Consider the following 15906-nt stretch of genomic DNA (forward strand, 5'->3'; position numbering starts at 1 on the left):
TTCCGGTACGGGAGGCGGTCGGGCGTGTGTCGCTCGGCGGGCAAGCAACCGGGGCAATGTAACCGTTTCCATGCGCCGACCGATCACGCGCTGCAACATGCCCGCGCGGGTGCTACTTTCGCAGCTTGCCCCGCTGCGCCGAGATCGCCATGACCCTCCGCATCCCGATGTTGTTCGCCCTGCTGGCCTGTGCCGCCTGTCCGTCCGCACTGGCCGCCAGCGGCCACGCCGGCAGTGTCGATCCCCGCATCGGCACCGGCGGCGACGGCCACACCTTCCCCGGCGCCACCGTGCCCTTCGGCATGATCCAGCTCTCGCCCGACACCGCGATGCCGGACTTCAAGCACGCCTACAAGTGGGCCGCCGGCTACCAGTACGGCGACAGCAGCATCATGGGTTTCTCGCACACGCATTTCTCCGGCTCCGGGCATTCGGACCTGGGCGACGTGCTGGTGATGCCGATCGCCGGCGACGTGCGGCTGGAACCGGGCGACCCGGCCACACCGGGCAGCGGTTATCGCTCGCGCTTCTCGCACGACAGCGAAGTGGTGCAGGCCGGCTATTACGCGGTGACGTTGAGCGACTACGGCATCCGCGCCGAACTCACCGCCGGCCGCCGCGTGGGCTGGCATCGCTACACCTTTCCGAAGGACAAGCCCGCGCACCTGCTGCTCGACCTGCGCCCGAGCATCTACGACTACCCCGGCAAGGTGCTGTGGTCGAAGCTGCAGGTGGCCGACGACGGCACCGTCACCGGTTGCCGCACCACCCGCGGCTGGGCGCCGGGACGCGAGCTGTGCTTCGCCATGCGCTTCAACCAGCCGATGACGTCGCGCACGTTGTACGACCGCGAGAGCGACGTCCTCTACAAGGGCTTCAAGGGCCCCGGCAACCAGCCGGTGGACCACGACGCGCAGAACGGCCGCGCGCTGGTCGGCGTGTTCGACTTCGGTGCGCTGAAGCAGCCGCTGGAGGTGAAGGTGGCGATCTCGCCGGTCAGCGCCGCCAACGCGGTGGCCAATCTCGATGCCGATGGCAAGGGCTGGGATTTCGACGCCCGCCGCGCGCAGGCAAGGGCCGCGTGGGATCGGGCGCTGGCGGTGGTCGACGTCGATGCCTCCGCCACCGTGCGCAAGCAGTTCTACACCGCGCTCTACCACGCCATGCTGTCGCCCACGTTGAGCATGGACGTCAATGGCGAATACCGTGGCCCCGACCATGCCGTGCACAAGGCGGACGGCTACGAGTTCTACTCGACCTGGTCGCTGTGGGACGTCTACCGCGCGCAGCAGCCGCTGATGGTGCTGCTCAATCCCGAACGCAGCACCGACTTCATCCGCTCGCTGATCGCCGCGCGCGAGGCGAGCCCGTTCGGCATCCTGCCGGTGTGGGCGTACCAGGGCCTGGAGACCTGGTGCATGATCGGCTACCACGCCGTGCCGGTGATCGCCGACGCGTACATCAAGGGTGTGCGCGGCTTCGACGCGGACAAGGCGCTGCAGGCCATGGTCGCCAGCGCCACCTACGCGCCCTACGGCGACCTGGCCGACTACATGAAGCTCGGCTACGTGCCGATCGACAAGGAGCCGGAGGGCGCCTCCAAGACGCTCGAATACGCCTACGACGACTGGTCGCTGGCGCAGATGGCGAAGGCGATGGGCAAGAACGACGTTGCCGCCACCTTCGGCAGGCGCGCCGGCAACTGGAAGAACGCGTGGGACCCGAAGACCGGTTTCATGCGCGCGCGGCTGGCCAACGGCGCGTTCCGCGAACCGTTCGACCCCACCGCCGCCGGCTACGGCAGCGACTTCACCGAAGGCAACGCCTGGCAGTATTCGTGGTACGTGCCGCAGGACGTGCCGGGCCTGATCGAGGCGATGGGCGGAGCCGCGAAGTTCGTGGCGAAGCTGGACGCGTTGTTCGACGCGAAGGTCGACCCGGCGCACTTCAAGCACGTCGAGGACATCACCGGCCTGATCGGCTGGTACGCGCACGGCAACGAGCCCAGCCACCACATCGCCTATCTCTACGACTACGCCGGCGCGCCGTGGAAGACGCAGGAGAGGCTGAAGCAGATCATGGACAGCCAGTACGCCGCGCGGCCGGACGGACTCTCGGGCAACGACGACCTGGGCCAGATGTCGGCCTGGTACGTGTTCACCGCGCTGGGCTTTTACCCGGTCACGCCGGCCAGCGACGTCTACGCCATCGGTCGGCCGTTCGTCGGGCGTGCCACGCTGCACCTGACCGACGGCAAGGACTTCACCGTCAGCGCCGCGCCGCTGGATGACGCGCACCCTTACGTCGGCGAGGCCACGCTCAACGGCAAGCCGCTGGCCGCCCCCTTCCTGCATCACGCGCAGATCCTCGCCGGTGGCGAGCTGCACTTCCGCATGCAGGCCACGCCCAACCGCCACTGGGGCGTGGGCGCCCCGCCGCAGGGATGATGATTCGCCGGGTCGTGCCAGAATGGGGCGGGCGTTGATGCTGGCCGTCGCGGAGGGCTGGATCGAATGAATTTCCGCAGCTTCATGAGTTGGCGGGTCGCCGGACTGCTGTCGGCCATGCTGATCATCGTCGGCCTGCCGTACGTGGTGACCCGGCTGAACACGCAGGACACCGTGCTGGCCAACAGCTGGGTCACCCACTCGACCGAAGTGCGCTCGGTCGCCTATCGCATCGCCTACCTGATCCGCAGCAGCGAGGCGGCGACCTACCGCATGCTGGTCGGGGACGTCGGCGCCGAGACGCGCGCCGAGGCCGAGAGCGCCGCGGCACAGGTGCCGCAACTGCTGCAGCGGCTGCGTGCGATGACCCGCGACAACCCGGCCCAGCAGGCCCTGATCGGCGCGCTGGAAAACAGCGTTACCGGTCGCCTCACCCTGATGGCTCGTGCGCGCGAGCTGCAGCGGCGCGGCGACGTGGGCCGCGCCGGACAAGCGATGGGCGAGGCCACCGACCTGTTTCCGTTCGCCACCAAGATCGACGGCATCGTCGCCAACGAGGATGAGTTGCTGACCGCCCGCAAGCAGGCCGCCCACCACCGCGAGTTCAACGGCCAGCTGGTGCAGGGCATTACCGCGCTGGCGCAGTTGGTGCTGCTGGCGATCATCGTGATCGCCTCGGAACGGCAGATTCGCCAGCGGCGCCGGGCCGAGACGCGCGAGGGCCGCGCGGTGCTGCGTTCGCGGCTGATCCTGCAATCGGTGCGCGAGCCGATCGCGCTGTTCGACGCCAACCTCAACAGCCTGCTGGTGAACAACGCTTTCGGCGACCTGTACGGCGAGGACCCGCAGCAACCGTCGCGCACGCTCGTCGAGATCGGCGGCGGCGTGTGGAACGACAGCGCACTGCTGCAGCGTTTCCGCGACGTGCTGCTGAGCGACCGCGAGCTGTGGGACTACGACCTGGTGCAGCGCACCGCCGACGGCGAGCAGCGCCACATCGTGGTCAACGCGCGCAGGCTGCAGCAGGATCTCACCGACGAACCGGCGCTGCTGCTCACGGTCAGCGACGTCACCGTGCGCGCGCTGACCGAGGAGAAGGTGATCGAGCTCAATCGCCAGCTCGAGGGCAAGATCAACCAGATCTCCGACATCAACCGCGAGCTGGAGGCGTTCAGCTACTCCGTCTCGCATGACCTGCGCGCGCCGCTGCGCCACGTGGCGGGCTTCGTGCGCAAGCTGGAGCACCACCTGGCCGGCCAGCTCGACGACAAGGCCAGCCACTACATCGGCGTGATCGACAGCGCGGCCCAGCGCATGGCGTTGCTGATCGACGACCTGCTGGTGTTCTCGCGCCTGGGCCGCGGCCCGCTGCGGTTGCAGGCGGTGGACATGCAGTCGCTGGTGGAGGAGGCACGGGCACTGGCCGAATCCTCGGCGGAGGGCCGGCGCATCGTGTGGACGATCGGGCCCTTGCCGATGGTCATCGGCGACGCCAACATGTTGCGCACGGTGTGGCAGAACCTGCTCGGCAACGCGGTGAAATACACCGGGCGCCGTGAGGTGGCGCGCATCGAGGTCAGCGCCGGGCGCAGCAGCCGCGGCGATTACGAGTTCGAAGTGGCCGACAACGGCGCCGGCTTCGACATGCAGTACGCGGACAAGCTGTTCGGCGTGTTCCAGCGCCTGCACCGCGCCTCGGATTTCCCGGGCAACGGCATCGGCCTGGCCAACGTGCGGCGCATCATCACGCGCCACGGCGGCAAGGTCTGGGCCGAGGCCGTACCGGACCAGGGCGCCACGTTCCACTTCTCGCTGCCGGCCATCGACGTGGCCGGGGCGCAAAACGGAGAGTCAGCGGCATGAACAAGAAAGAACTGCGCACCGTGCTGCTGGTCGAGGACAGCCTGGCGGACGCCGAGATGGCGATGGACGCGCTGGCCGAAGCCCACCTGGCCAATCCGGTGGTGCACGTCGAGGATGGCGTGGAATGCCTCGACTACCTGCATTGCACCGGCGCCTGGGCCGGGCGCGATCCGGGCGACCCGGCGGTGGTGCTGCTGGACATCAAGATGCCGCGCATGGACGGACTGGAAGTGCTCACCCGCATGCGCCACGACGAGCACCTGCGGCGCGTACCGGTGGTGATCCTGTCCTCCTCGCGCGAGGAGAGCGACCTGGCGCGCAGTTGGGACCTCGGCGCCAACGCCTACGTGATCAAGCCGGTGGACGTGGACCAGTTCTTCGAGGCCGTGCGCACGCTGGGCCGGTTCTGGGCGGTGCTGAACGAGGCGCCCGAGGCGAATTGACGCATGAACAGACGCGCCCGGGCGGTCGCCCGCGGTGTAGACAACGATGGCCGCACGGCCAGTGACGGAGAACCCCATGCCCAACCGGCAGATCAAGTCGATGCCGACGATACGGGTGCTGCAAGTGGAGGACAGCGAGCTCGACGCCGAGCTGGTGCTGGCCGAGCTGGACGCCGACGGCATCCCGCACGAGGCGCGGCTGGTCGACGATGAAGCCGGCTACCTGGCCGCGCTGGACGAGTTCGCCCCGCATATCGTGCTGTCCGACCTGAGCGTGCCGGGTTTCTCCGGGCAGCGCGCGCTGGAGCTGCTGCGCGAGCGCGACGAGGACCTGCCCTTCATCTTCGTTTCCGCGACGCTGGGCGAGGATGCCGCCATCGAGGCGCTGCGCAACGGCGCGACCGACTACATCCTCAAGCAGAACCCCGTGCGCCTGGCCAGTGCGGTGCGTCGGGCGCTGGTCGAGGCGGATGCGCGCAAGGCCAACCGCCGCGCCGAGGCCGACCTGATCCGCGCGCAGCGTTTCGAGAGCCTGGCGATGCTCGCCGGCGGCCTCAGCCACGACCTGCGCAACCTGCTGCAGCCGCTGTTGCTGGCCGGTGACAGCCTGCGCGACTACCAGGACGACCCGCGGCTGATGCGGCTGGGCAACCTGGTGCGCGATTGCGGCAAGCGCGGGCTGGAGATGGTGCACTCGATGCTTTCCTTCGCGCGCGGCGCCCGCCGCGCCGAGCGCGTGCGCGTGGGCACCCTGATGAGCGCGTTCGGCCTGCTGATGCAGGGCAGCGTGCCCCGTTCGGTGGTGATGGACCTGGCCATCGACGACCCCGAGCTGGCCTTCGAGGGCAACCACACCGAGCTGCAGCAATGCCTGCTCAACCTCTGCCTCAACGCGATCCAGGCGATGCCCGACGGCGGCAACCTGCGCATCGAGACCAGCCAGCAGCGGCTGGCCGACGACTTCTTCCTGCCCGAGGAGGTGCCGCACACCGGCTGCTACCTGCGCATCAGCGTGATCGACTCCGGGCCAGGCATGGACCAGGCCGTGCTGGAGCACCTGTTCGAACCGTTCTTCACCACCAAGGACGCCGGCACCGGCCTGGGCCTGATCTCGTGCAAGCGCATCGTGGCCAGCCACGGCGGCGTGATGCGGGTGGACAGCAAACCCGGCAGCGGCACCCGTTTCGACCTCTACATCCCGCTGGACGAAATGGAAGCCGACGCCGAGGCGATGGACGACATGCAGAGCCTTGAAGGCGCCGCCGAACGCGTGCTGGTGGTGGTGGAGGAGGCCGGCCAGCTGTCGCTGCTGTCCGATACGCTCGATGCCTACGGCTACCAGGCGCACGCCAGCCAGAGCGGCACCGCCGCGCTGCAGTGGATCGAGGCCGGCGGCCTGCCCGACCTGGTGCTGCTCGACGCCGACATGAACCTTTTCACCGGCGTGCGCACGCTGGCCGCGCTGGTCGAACAGGGTTACCAGGGCGGCGTCGTGCTGCTCGCCCGCCCGGACGCGCCACCGGACCCGCAGGAACTGCCCCCGCTGGACAACCTGCAAATCGTGGACAAGCCGGTCAGCACCGCGGCCCTCCTGCGCGCGCTGCGCAAGGGATTGGAGGGCGACGACTCCGCGTAGCCCAGGCACGGCGCGCCGCTTTGCGGTCCGCGTGGCCGGAGCAGGCGGTTGCCGCCCTGCGCGGCGGTCGCGGGACATTCCCCGTGCGAACGCCTTCCCTCGTTGCGCGGCGGAAAGCCGTCGCGCGCGGGTAGGCGTCGGGTTGCGCCTTCAGTCGATGCCGAGCTTCTTCAGCTTGTAGCGCAGGGCGCGGAAGGTGATGCCGAGTTTGCGGGCGGCGGCGGTCTTGTTGTAGCGCGATTCTTCCAGCGCCTTGACGATGGCGGTGCGCTCGATGTTGCTGATGTAGTCGTCCAGCCCGCCATCGGCGCTGGGTGCCGCGGCAGCGGCAGCGGCCGGAGCGCCGGCAGTGGCGGCGACCTCCGTCGGCGCCGGGCGCGCGCCGCGCTGGGGCAGCATCAGGTCGGAGGCCTCGATGCTGGCGCCGTCGCTCATCGCCATGGCGCGTTCGAGGATGTTCTCCAGCTCGCGCACGTTGCCGGGGAAGTCGTAGGCTTCCAGCGCATCGAGCGCGGCCGGCGTCAGCCGCCCGACTTCCTGGCCGCTCTTGCCGGCCAGCGACTTGAGGATGAACGCGGCCAGCTGCGGCACGTCGCCGCGGCGTTCGCGCAGCGGCGGCACGCGCAGCTCGATCACGTTGATGCGGTAGAACAGGTCCTGGCGGAACTGGCCCTGCTCGACCAGTTGGCCGAGGTTCTTGTGGGTGGCCGAGAGGATGCGCACGTCCACCGGGATCTCGTCGCGGCCGCCGATCGGGCGCACCGCTTTTTCCTGGATCGCGCGCAGCAGCTTGACCTGCATGTGCAGCGGCAGTTCGGCCACCTCGTCGAGGAACAGCGTGCCGCCCTGGGCGGCCTGGAACAGGCCTTCCTTGTCCGCGCTGGCGCCGGTGAAACTGCCCTTGCGATGACCGAAGAACTCGCTTTCCATCAGCTCGGACGGGATCGCGCCGCAGTTGACCGGCACGAACGGGCCGCCCGCGCGCGGACCGCGCTCGTGGATCAGCCGCGCGACCAGCTCCTTGCCTACGCCCGATTCACCGGCGATGTAGACCGGCGCCTGGTTGCGTGCCAGCTTGGCGATGGTGGCGCGCACCTGTTCCATCGCCGGCGAGTCGCCGATCAGGCGGTCGCCGGAGCCGCCGGCCTTGGCGGCGCCGCCGCCTTCGCGCTTCTCCTCGGCCAGCCGCAGCGCGGTGCGCACCAGGCCGCGCAGCATCTGGATGTCGACCGGCTTGGAGACGAAGTCGAACGCGCCGGCCTTGAGCGCGTTCACCGCCGCGTCGACGTTGCCGTAGGCGGTAATCATCGCCACCGGCGTGTCCGGGCAGGTTTCGGCGATCAGCTCGATGATCTCCTGGCCGTTGCCGTCGGGCAGGCGCATGTCGGTGAAGCAGAGGTCGTAGCTGTTTTCGCTCAGCGCGCGGCGGGCGTCGGCGACGGTGCCGACGGCTTCGACCTGCAGGTCCATGCGCCCGAGGGTGATGGTGAGCAGCTCGCGGATATCGCGTTCATCGTCGATGACCAGGACGGTCTGGAGGCTCATGGCATGTCGCGAGGGGAGGGTGGCTCAAGAATAACCGCGGCCCAAGTCAAGAGCAAAGCCGGCGCGCGGCGTCGGCGGCCTGCCGGAGCGTTCAGGCTTCGGGCTCGCCGTCGCCGGCGCCGCGGTTCATCTGCGCCGGCGTCAGGGTAAGCCGGAAGCAGCTGCCACCGCCGGCCACGCGCACGTACTCCAGCGCGGCCTGGTTGGCCTCGCTCATCTGCTTGGCCAGGTACAGGCCCAGGCCGGTGCCGTATTCGTGGGTGGTGTAGAACGGCTCGAAGATCTGTGCGGCCACCTTGGGCGCGATGCCGGGGCCGCGGTCGATCACCTCGAGGATCGGCACGCCATGCTCGCCCTGGCGTGCGACCACCATCACCCGCGCCGGCTCGCCGGGCAGGCGGCCGTAGCGCAGCGCGTTCTGCACCAGGTTCCACACCACCTGTTGCAGCTGCTGCGGATCGGCCAGCGCGACCACCGCCACGCCGGTGCTGGCGATCGCGCGCAGCGAGTCGGCGCCGAGGTCGTTGCCCTGGCGGTATTCCTCCACGAAATCCTGCGCCCAGTCGCCCAGGTCCAGCGCTTCCGGGCGCGAACGCTCGCGGCGCGACAGCTGCAGGATGTTCTCGATGATCTCGTTGAGCCGCACGCAGTGGTTGTTGATGATCTCGACCATGCGCTGGTCGGCGCCGTCCATGGTGCGCGATTCGGCCAGCAGCTGCGCCGAGTAGCGGATCGCCGCCAGCGGGTTGCGGATCTCGTGGGCGATCGAGGCCGACAGCCGGCCGAGCGAGCTGAGCGTGAGCTCCTCCGCGCGGCGCGACAGCAGCGAGGTGTCGTCGAGGAAGATCAATACGTGCGAGTCGTCGTTCGGCGCCAGCCGGGTGAAGCGCGGCACCACTTCCGGGACGCCGTCGGCGAGCTGGGTGGCGGTTTCGTCGAGCTTGCCCGAGGTCATCCAGTGGTACAGCCGGCGCGACAGTTCCGGCGCCAGCAGCCCGAGGTCGCGCTGGTCGGCGCCGGGATTGCCCAGCAGCATCCAGGCCGATTCGTTGATCTGGTGGATGCGGTTGGCGTCGTCCACCAGCAGCACGCCGGTCTTCATGCGGCGGATGATCAGTTCGTTGATCTGCGACAGGTTGGCCAGGTCGGTGCTGCGCTGCTCGGCCAGCGCCTCGGTGGCGCGCAGCTGCTGGCCCAGCACGCTGCACAGGGCGGTGGTGGCGAAATAGGCCAGGCCGAACAGCGCCGCTTCGAGCAGGTCGCGGTCACCGGCGTGGGGCGACAGCGACCAGCCGAACAGCGAGATGCCCAGCATGCCCAGCGTCGCCAGCGCGGCGAAGAAGCCGGACATGCGCAGCGGCAGGATCAGCGCGCCGGCGCAGAGGTTGACCGCCAGCATCATCGCGATACCGATGCGCGCATCGTGCATCGCCACGATCGCCAGCACCGCGGCGACGACGTCGACCACCAGGGTGGCGGCCACGGCGGTCTTTGCGTGGGCCATGCTGCGCCGGTTCAGCAGCAGCGCCAGCAGCGCGAAGATCAGGTACAGCGTGGCCAGCGTGCGCGCGAAGCCCGGCGCGGCCAGCTGCGGCCAGCCCATGCCGGGCGGGCTGAATGCCAGGGCGACGTACACCAGCGCCTGCACCAGCCTGAAAACATTGAGGAACGACAGCTCGTGGCGGATCGTGGCCGTCCCTGCGCGCGGATCGTTTAACGTAGCTAAGGTAGACACGTAGGCTGCGATTCCGGTGCGGTTGCGGTCGAGTATATGACGCCCCGGGCAAGCCCGGGCGGGGGCCGCGCCACCTTCGTGGAGGCCGGAAAATCGCCGCCCGGCCGGTCGCGATGCGGCCGCGCCCTTTCCATTGCGGCCCGCTTCCGCGAAAATGGGCGGCCGTTTGCTGCGGTTCGGCCCGTGTCCGGCCCTTGTGCCGCGACCGGGTCGTGTGTGATTCCACCGCCGATCCCCTGACCCACGCCTTTCTTCATGCGTGCGGCCGTCATCGTTTCTCCGTTCGCTCGAGGTATCGAATGAATTTCCACGAATACCAGGCCAAAGAACTGTTCGCGCAGTACGGCATCGCCGTGCCGCCGGGCAAGGTCGCCAACTCCCCCGACGCCGCCGTCGATGCCGCCAAGGCGCTCGGTGGCACGCAATGGATGGTCAAGGCGCAGATCCACGCCGGCGGCCGCGGCAAGTCCGGCGGCGTCAAGTTCTGCAAGAGCTTCGACGACGTGCGCGCCGCCGCCAAGGGCATGCTCGGCACCAACATGGCAACCTACCAGTCGGCCGGGCGTGCGCTGCCGGTGAACCTGGTGCTGGTGACCGACGCCACCGACATCGCCCGCGAGCTGTACCTGTCGATCCTGGTGGACCGCGATTCCAAGGCCATCTCGTTCATCGCCTCCAAGCATGGCGGCGTGGACATCGAGCAGGTGGCGCGCGACACGCCCGAAGACATCCACACCATCGTGGTCGATTTCGTCGAAGGGCTGCAGCCGTACCAGTGCCGCCAGCTCGGCTTCGCGATGGACCTCAACAACAAGCAGGTCAACCAGCTGACCAAGATCATGCTGGGCCTGTACAAGCTGTTCAACGAGCAGGACCTGGCCCTGGTCGAGCTGAACCCGCTGGCCGTGCTGGAAGACGGCAACCTCGCTGCGCTGGATGGCAAGGTCAACTCCGACGACAACGCGGAGTTCCGTCATCCGAACCTGGCCGCGATGCGCGACCTGACCCAGGAAGACGCCGCCGAAGCCGCCGCGCAGCAGAGCAACCTCAACTACGTGACGATGGACGGCAACATCGGCTGCATGGTCAACGGCGCCGGCCTGGCGATGGCCACCATGGACGTGATCAAGCTGGCGGGCGGCGAGCCGGCCAACTTCCTCGACGTCGGCGGTGGCGCCACCAAGGAGCGGGTGACCGAGGCGTTCAAGCTGATCACCTCCTCGGACAAGGTCAACTGCATCCTGGTCAACATCTTCGGCGGCATCGTCCGCTGCGACATGATCGCCGAGGGCATCATCGCCGCGGTCAAGGAAGTGGGCCTGAAGATTCCCGTGGTGGTGCGCCTGCAGGGCACCAATGTCGATCAGGGCCGCGAACTGCTGGCCAACTCCGGCCTGGCGATCACGCCGGCGGATGATCTCAACGACGCGGCGCAGAAAGCCGTGGCTGCGGCCAAGGCCTGAGGAGCAATCGAAACATGAGCGTTCTCGTAAACAAAGACACCAAGGTGCTGGTGCAGGGCTTCACCGGCCAGCAGGGCACCTTCCACGCACAGCAGTGCATCGACTACGGCACCAAAGTCGTCGGTGGCGTGACTCCGGGCAAGGGCGGTTCGGAGCACATCGGCCTGCCCGTGTTCAACTCGGTCGATGAAGCGGTGCTGGAAACCGGCGCCGACGCCTCCGTCATCTTCGTGCCGCCGCCGTTCGCGGCCGACTCGATCCTCGAAGCGATCGACGCCGGCATCAAGACCATCGTGGCGATCACCGAAGGCATCCCGGTGCTGGACATGCTGCGCGTGAAGAACGTGCTGCAGCAGCATCCGGAGATCGTGCTGATCGGGCCGAACTGCCCCGGCATCATCACCCCCGGCGAATGCAAGATCGGCATCATGCCCGGCCACATCCACAGCAAGGGCAGGGTCGGCGTGGTCTCGCGCTCCGGCACGCTCACCTATGAGGCGGTGTTCCAGACCACCAACGAAGGCCTCGGCCAGAGCACGGTGATCGGCATCGGCGGCGACCCGATCAACGGCCTGAACTTCATCGACTGCCTCAAGCTGTTCCAGGACGATCCGCAGACCGAAGGCATCATCATGGTCGGCGAGATCGGCGGCAGCGCCGAGGAAGACGCCGCCGAGTTCATCGGCGAATACGTGAAGAAGCCGGTGGTCTCGTTCATCGCCGGCGCCTCGGCTCCGGCGGGCAAGCGCATGGGTCATGCCGGCGCGATCATCTCCGGCGGCAAGGGCACCGCCGCGGCGAAGTTCGCCGCGCTGGAGAAGGCCGGCGTCACCACGGTGAAGTCGCCGGCCGACCTGGGCAAGGCGCTCGCCAAGCTGATGAAGTAGGCGTTGGCGCAGGAGAACAAGGGCCGCGCATTGCGCGGCCTTTTTTTTGGCTTCGGCGCCGTCACGCGCCGGCAACGATCCGCCGCACGATCGGCGGATCTGAATGCAGCGCCCGCGTGGACGGGCCACCCGGCGCGGCATTCCACTACCATTCGCCGATTGAATCCAAGGAATGCTGCGTCCATGGCAAAGCTGCGACTGGCGCTGGCCCAACACGATTTTGCCGTCGGCGCGGTGGCGGCCAATGCCGCCAAGGCGGCAGGACTGATGGCGCAGGCGCGCGAAGGCGGCGCCGCGCTGGTGGCCTTTCCCGAGCTGACCCTGAGCGGCTATCCGCCGGAGGATCTGCTGCTGCGGCCGAGCTTTCTCGCCGCCTGCGAGCGCGAGCTGTGCGCGCTGGCCTGCGCGGCGCAGGGCGTCGCGGCGCTGGTCGGCCATCCGCACAGCGCCGGCGAGGTCTACAACGGCGCCAGCCTGCTGCGCGAGGGGCGGATCGAGTGCACCGCGCACAAGCAGGCGCTGCCCAACTATGGCGTGTTCGACGACCTGCGCTATTTCCGCCCCGGCAACGGCACCACGACGCGCGTGATCGAGGGCGTGAGCGTGGGCCTGCTGATCTGCGAGGACGTGTGGCAGCCCGAGCCGGCCGCGCAGGCCGCGGCTGCGGGCGCGCAGCTGATCGTGGTGATCAATGCGTCGCCGTGGGACGACCGCAAGCAGGCCGAGCGCGAGGTCGTGCTGGCGGCGCGGGCGCGCGAAACCGGCTGCGCGATCGCCTACCTCAACCTGGTCGGCGGCCAGGACGAGGTGGTCTACGACGGCGCTTCGATCCTGGTCAACGGCGACGGGTCGATAGCGGCACGGGCGCCGGCCTTCGTCGACGCGCTGCTGTGGGCCGAGTTCGACCCGGCCACGCGCACGCTCGCGGCGATCGACTGGCCGGTGCCGGCCGACTCGTCGATGGAGGCGACGCTGTACGCGGCGCTGGTCCGCGGCGTGCGCGACTACATCGACAAGAACCGCTTCGACGGCGTGCTGCTGGGCCTTTCCGGCGGCATCGACTCGGCGCTGACGCTGGCGCTGGCGGTCGACGCGCTGGGCGCCCGGCGCGTCACCGCGGTGATGATGCCCACCCGCTACACCTCGCAGCTCTCGCTCGACGGTGCCCGCGCGCAGGCCGAGCAGCTGGGCGTGGACTACCACGTGATCCCGATCCAGGCGACGTATCAGTCGTTCATGGATGCGCTCACTCCCGCCTTCGCCGGCAAGGCCGCCGACACCACCGAGGAGAACCTGCAGTCGCGCACGCGCGGCGTGATGCTGATGGCGCTGTCCAACAAGCACGGCCGCCTGCTGCTCGCCACCGGCAACAAGAGTGAAATGGCCGTGGGTTACGCCACCCTGTACGGCGACATGTGCGGCGCCTACGCGCCGCTCAAGGACGTGTACAAGACGGTGGTGTATCGGCTGGCGCGGTGGCGCAATGGAGCCGGTAACCGGGAACGCATGTCCTCGCCGACATCCGGCTCTTCGACGATGCGCGATTCCCGATTGCCGATTCCCCCCGAGGTCATCGCCCGTCCACCCTCGGCCGAGCTGCGCGACAACCAGGTCGACCAGGATTCGCTGCCGCCGTACGACGAGCTGGATGCGATTCTCGAACGCTTCATCGAGGGTGAGCAGTCGCAGGCGGAGATCGTGGCCGTGGGCCACGATGCCGCGACGGTGCAGCGGGTGGCGCGGCTGGTGTTGCTCAACGAGTTCAAACGCCGCCAGTCCGCCCCCGGCCCCCGCGTCACCACGCGCGCCTTCGGCCGCGAACGCCGTTACCCGATCACGTCAGGGTGGCGTTGAATCGGGACTCCGGGGGGGCGCCCGACGCTCCTGCGCCTGCTTTTCCTATTCCCCATTCCCCATTCCCGGCCGCGCAGCGGCCAAACTCAATGATGCCCGGAGAACGGAATCATCTTGCGCACCAGCGAGGGTGCGTGCGGCCACTTGGGATCGGTGAGATAGGGGTGGTTCGGATAGTTCAGCGCCAGCACTTCGCGGGTCTGCGCAGCCAGTTCCTTGCGGTCCAGCGCCAGGTAGCTGCGGGCGAGGATGGCCAGCGCATCGCCGGTCTGCGGCGCCTGCTGGTAGTGCTCGATCACGTACTGCGAGCGGTCGGCCGCCGCGATGTAGGCCTTGTTCTGCAGGTAGAACTCGGCCACGTTGATCTCGTACTGCGCCAGCAGGTTGCGCAGGTAGATCATGCGCTGGCGCGCGTCGGCGGTGTAGGCGCTGTCGGGGAAGCGCCGCGACAGTTCGGAGAAATCGTCGAACGCCTGCAGGTTGTAGCCCTGGTCGCGGCGAGTCAGCCCGCCGGCGCGCTTGGTGAAGCGCTCGATGAAGCCGCTGGTGCGGTCGAAATTGATCAGGCCGCGCAGGTAATAGGCATAATCGACGTGTTTGTTGGCCGGATAGGTCTTGATGAAGCGGTTGATGGTGGACAATGCCTCGTCCGGCTGGTTGTCCTTGTACTGCGCATAGGCCAGCTCAAGCTGGGCCTGCTCGCTGTACGGACCGGACGGGAAGCGCGCGATCAGGCGCTGGAACGCCCGCACCGCGCCGGAGTAATTGCCCGCCTCCAGGAAGCTGTGGGAGCGGTTGTACAGCGGCTCCAGCGGCATCGTGTCGATGGTGTTGCCCTTGCGGCCGAACATCGAACAGGCGCCAAGCACGGCCACCAGGGCGACCACGGCGAGCAGCCTGGCGGCGTGCAGCGGGAACAACGATGGCGTGGTCGAGCCACTGGATGGGCGCATAGGAATGAATTCGGATGTCGGAACGAACAGGCATGATAACTGAAACCGGTTGCCGCCCGCGGGGGCTGGCATGACCACCATACGGCAGCAGGCGGAGGTTCCGCTGAGTGCAGCAGGCCGTCGCTTCGACCAGGCTTTGGCCGAGATGTTCCCCGCCTATTCGCGTTCGCGGCTCAGCGGCTGGATCAAGGCCGGCGCGGCGACCCTGGATGGCGCCCCGGCTGCGCCGCGGCAACTGCTGCGCGGCGGCGAGCGGGTCGAGCTGGATGTCGAACTGGAAACGGAAGTGCACAGCCAGCCCGAGGCGATTGCGCTGACGATCGTGTACGAGGATGCCGACCTGCTGGTGCTGGACAAGCCCGCCGGACTGGTGGTGCATCCCGGCGCCGGCAACCCGGCCGGCACGCTGCTCAACGGCTTGCTGCACCACGACCCGCAGCTGGCCGAGCTGCCGCGCGCCGGCATCGTGCATCGGCTGGACAAGGACACCTCCGGCCTGATGGTGGTGGCCAGGACGCTGTCCACCCATACCGCGCTGGTCGATCTGCTCTCGCGGCACGAAGTGGAACGCCAGTACGAGGCCGTGGTGATGGGCACGATGGTGGCCGGCGGCACGGTGGACCAGCCGATCGGCCGCAGCATGGGCGACCGCCTGCGCCAGGCCGTGCGTGACGAGGAGGACGGCAAGCGCGCGGTGACCCATTACCGCGTGCGCGAGCGCTTCCGCGCGCACAGCCTGCTGCAATGCCAGCTGGAAACCGGCCGCACCCACCAGATCCGCGTGCACCTGGCGCACATCGGCCACCCGCTGATCGGCGACCCGTTGTACGGCGGCGGCCTCAAGTTGCCCAAGGGCGCCAGTGACGGCCTGGTCGCCGCCTTGCGCGGCTTCCGCCGGCAGGCGCTGCACGCGGAGAAACTCTCGTTCGTGCATCCGGTCACCGGCGAGGCGCTGTCGTTCACGGCCGAGCGCCCCGCCGATCAATTGGCCCTGATCGAGGCGCTGCGTGCGGATCTGGCCGAACACGGTCCGGACCCGTATTGATGGGTCGGTACGCGCCGCCGCCAGCCGTGCGATGC

At 68.6% G+C, this 15906-nt stretch carries 11 protein-coding genes; 8 read left to right on the forward strand and 3 right to left on the reverse strand.

The features are described from left to right. Positions 1-149 precede the first annotated feature (149 nt). The 4 genes from ACVCMI_RS05705 to ACVCMI_RS05720 all read left to right on the forward strand — a co-directional run bounded on the left by ACVCMI_RS05705 (position 150) and on the right by ACVCMI_RS05720 (position 6389). Positions 150-2447, forward strand: coding sequence for a GH92 family glycosyl hydrolase (locus ACVCMI_RS05705; protein WP_447097099.1), 2298 nt, complete (start codon positions 150-152; stop codon positions 2445-2447). A gap of 66 nt (positions 2448-2513) precedes the next feature. Then, positions 2514-4310, forward strand: coding sequence for a sensor histidine kinase (locus ACVCMI_RS05710; protein ID WP_447097098.1), 1797 nt, complete (start codon positions 2514-2516; stop codon positions 4308-4310). Then, positions 4307-4753, forward strand: a complete 447-nt coding sequence (locus ACVCMI_RS05715) for a response regulator (RefSeq protein ID WP_395116774.1) — start codon at positions 4307-4309, stop codon at positions 4751-4753. Before ACVCMI_RS05710 ends, ACVCMI_RS05715 begins: the two co-directional genes overlap by 4 nt. A gap of 76 nt (positions 4754-4829) precedes the next feature. After that, positions 4830-6389, forward strand: coding sequence for a response regulator (locus tag ACVCMI_RS05720; protein WP_395116776.1), 1560 nt, complete (start codon positions 4830-4832; stop codon positions 6387-6389). A 150-nt stretch (positions 6390-6539) separates the two neighbouring features. Here ACVCMI_RS05720 and ACVCMI_RS05725 read toward each other — a convergent pair whose 3' ends face one another. Both ACVCMI_RS05725 and ACVCMI_RS05730 read right to left on the reverse strand, forming a co-directional pair. Continuing rightward, a complete protein-coding gene (locus ACVCMI_RS05725) occupies positions 6540-7934 on the reverse strand; it encodes a sigma-54-dependent transcriptional regulator (protein ID WP_395116778.1) in 1395 nt (464 codons plus the stop codon). 91 nt (positions 7935-8025) lie between these two features. Beyond that, the gene (locus ACVCMI_RS05730; protein WP_395116780.1) at positions 8026-9669 is read right to left on the reverse strand and encodes a sensor histidine kinase; all 1644 of its coding nucleotides are present in this window, start codon (positions 9667-9669) and stop codon (positions 8026-8028) included. Between the two features lie 113 nt (positions 9670-9782). Here ACVCMI_RS05730 and sucC point away from each other — a divergent pair, with 113 nt between their 5' ends. The 3 genes from sucC to ACVCMI_RS05745 all read left to right on the forward strand — a co-directional run bounded on the left by sucC (position 9783) and on the right by ACVCMI_RS05745 (position 13873). Beyond that, positions 9783-11132 (forward strand): ADP-forming succinate--CoA ligase subunit beta, encoded by a 1350-nt coding sequence (gene sucC / locus ACVCMI_RS05735; RefSeq protein WP_447097097.1) that lies wholly within the window; start codon positions 9783-9785, stop codon positions 11130-11132. 14 nt (positions 11133-11146) lie between these two features. Beyond that, on the forward strand, positions 11147-12019 hold the full coding sequence (sucD, locus tag ACVCMI_RS05740; RefSeq protein WP_395116784.1) for a succinate--CoA ligase subunit alpha: 873 nt from the start codon (positions 11147-11149) through the stop codon (positions 12017-12019). A 183-nt stretch (positions 12020-12202) separates the two neighbouring features. Then, positions 12203-13873, forward strand: coding sequence for an NAD+ synthase (locus ACVCMI_RS05745; protein ID WP_447097096.1), 1671 nt, complete (start codon positions 12203-12205; stop codon positions 13871-13873). 86 nt (positions 13874-13959) lie between these two features. Here the strand turns inward: ACVCMI_RS05745 and ACVCMI_RS05750 are convergent, their stop codons facing one another. Next, complete coding sequence (locus tag ACVCMI_RS05750) at positions 13960-14826, reverse strand: outer membrane protein assembly factor BamD (protein WP_395116788.1); 867 nt, start codon at positions 14824-14826, stop codon at positions 13960-13962. A gap of 70 nt (positions 14827-14896) precedes the next feature. Between ACVCMI_RS05750 and rluD the strand changes: the two genes are divergently transcribed. Continuing rightward, a complete protein-coding gene (gene rluD / locus ACVCMI_RS05755) occupies positions 14897-15871 on the forward strand; it encodes a 23S rRNA pseudouridine(1911/1915/1917) synthase RluD (RefSeq protein ID WP_447097095.1) in 975 nt (324 codons plus the stop codon). Positions 15872-15906 lie beyond the last annotated feature (35 nt).

The sequence above is a fragment of the Rhodanobacter sp. UC4448_H15 genome (genome assembly GCF_052978265.1).

What these genes read in the sequence shown, in the direction of transcription:
- ACVCMI_RS05750 (WP_395116788.1), bottom strand. Translation starts at nt 14,826, where the DNA reads ATGCGCCCATCCAGTGGCTCGACCACGCCATCGTTGTTCCCGCTGCAC.
- sucC (WP_447097097.1), top strand. Translation starts at nt 9,783, where the DNA reads ATGCGGCCGCGCCCTTTCCATTGCGGCCCGCTTCCGCGAAAATGGGCG.
- ACVCMI_RS05725 (WP_395116778.1), bottom strand. Translation starts at nt 7,934, where the DNA reads ATGAGCCTCCAGACCGTCCTGGTCATCGACGATGAACGCGATATCCGC.
- ACVCMI_RS05745 (WP_447097096.1), top strand. Translation starts at nt 12,203, where the DNA reads ATGGCAAAGCTGCGACTGGCGCTGGCCCAACACGATTTTGCCGTCGGC.
- rluD (WP_447097095.1), top strand. Translation starts at nt 14,897, where the DNA reads ATGACCACCATACGGCAGCAGGCGGAGGTTCCGCTGAGTGCAGCAGGC.
- ACVCMI_RS05720 (WP_395116776.1), top strand. Translation starts at nt 4,830, where the DNA reads ATGCCCAACCGGCAGATCAAGTCGATGCCGACGATACGGGTGCTGCAA.
- ACVCMI_RS05705 (WP_447097099.1), top strand. Translation starts at nt 150, where the DNA reads ATGACCCTCCGCATCCCGATGTTGTTCGCCCTGCTGGCCTGTGCCGCC.
- ACVCMI_RS05710 (WP_447097098.1), top strand. Translation starts at nt 2,514, where the DNA reads ATGAATTTCCGCAGCTTCATGAGTTGGCGGGTCGCCGGACTGCTGTCG.
- sucD (WP_395116784.1), top strand. Translation starts at nt 11,147, where the DNA reads ATGAGCGTTCTCGTAAACAAAGACACCAAGGTGCTGGTGCAGGGCTTC.
- ACVCMI_RS05715 (WP_395116774.1), top strand. Translation starts at nt 4,307, where the DNA reads ATGAACAAGAAAGAACTGCGCACCGTGCTGCTGGTCGAGGACAGCCTG.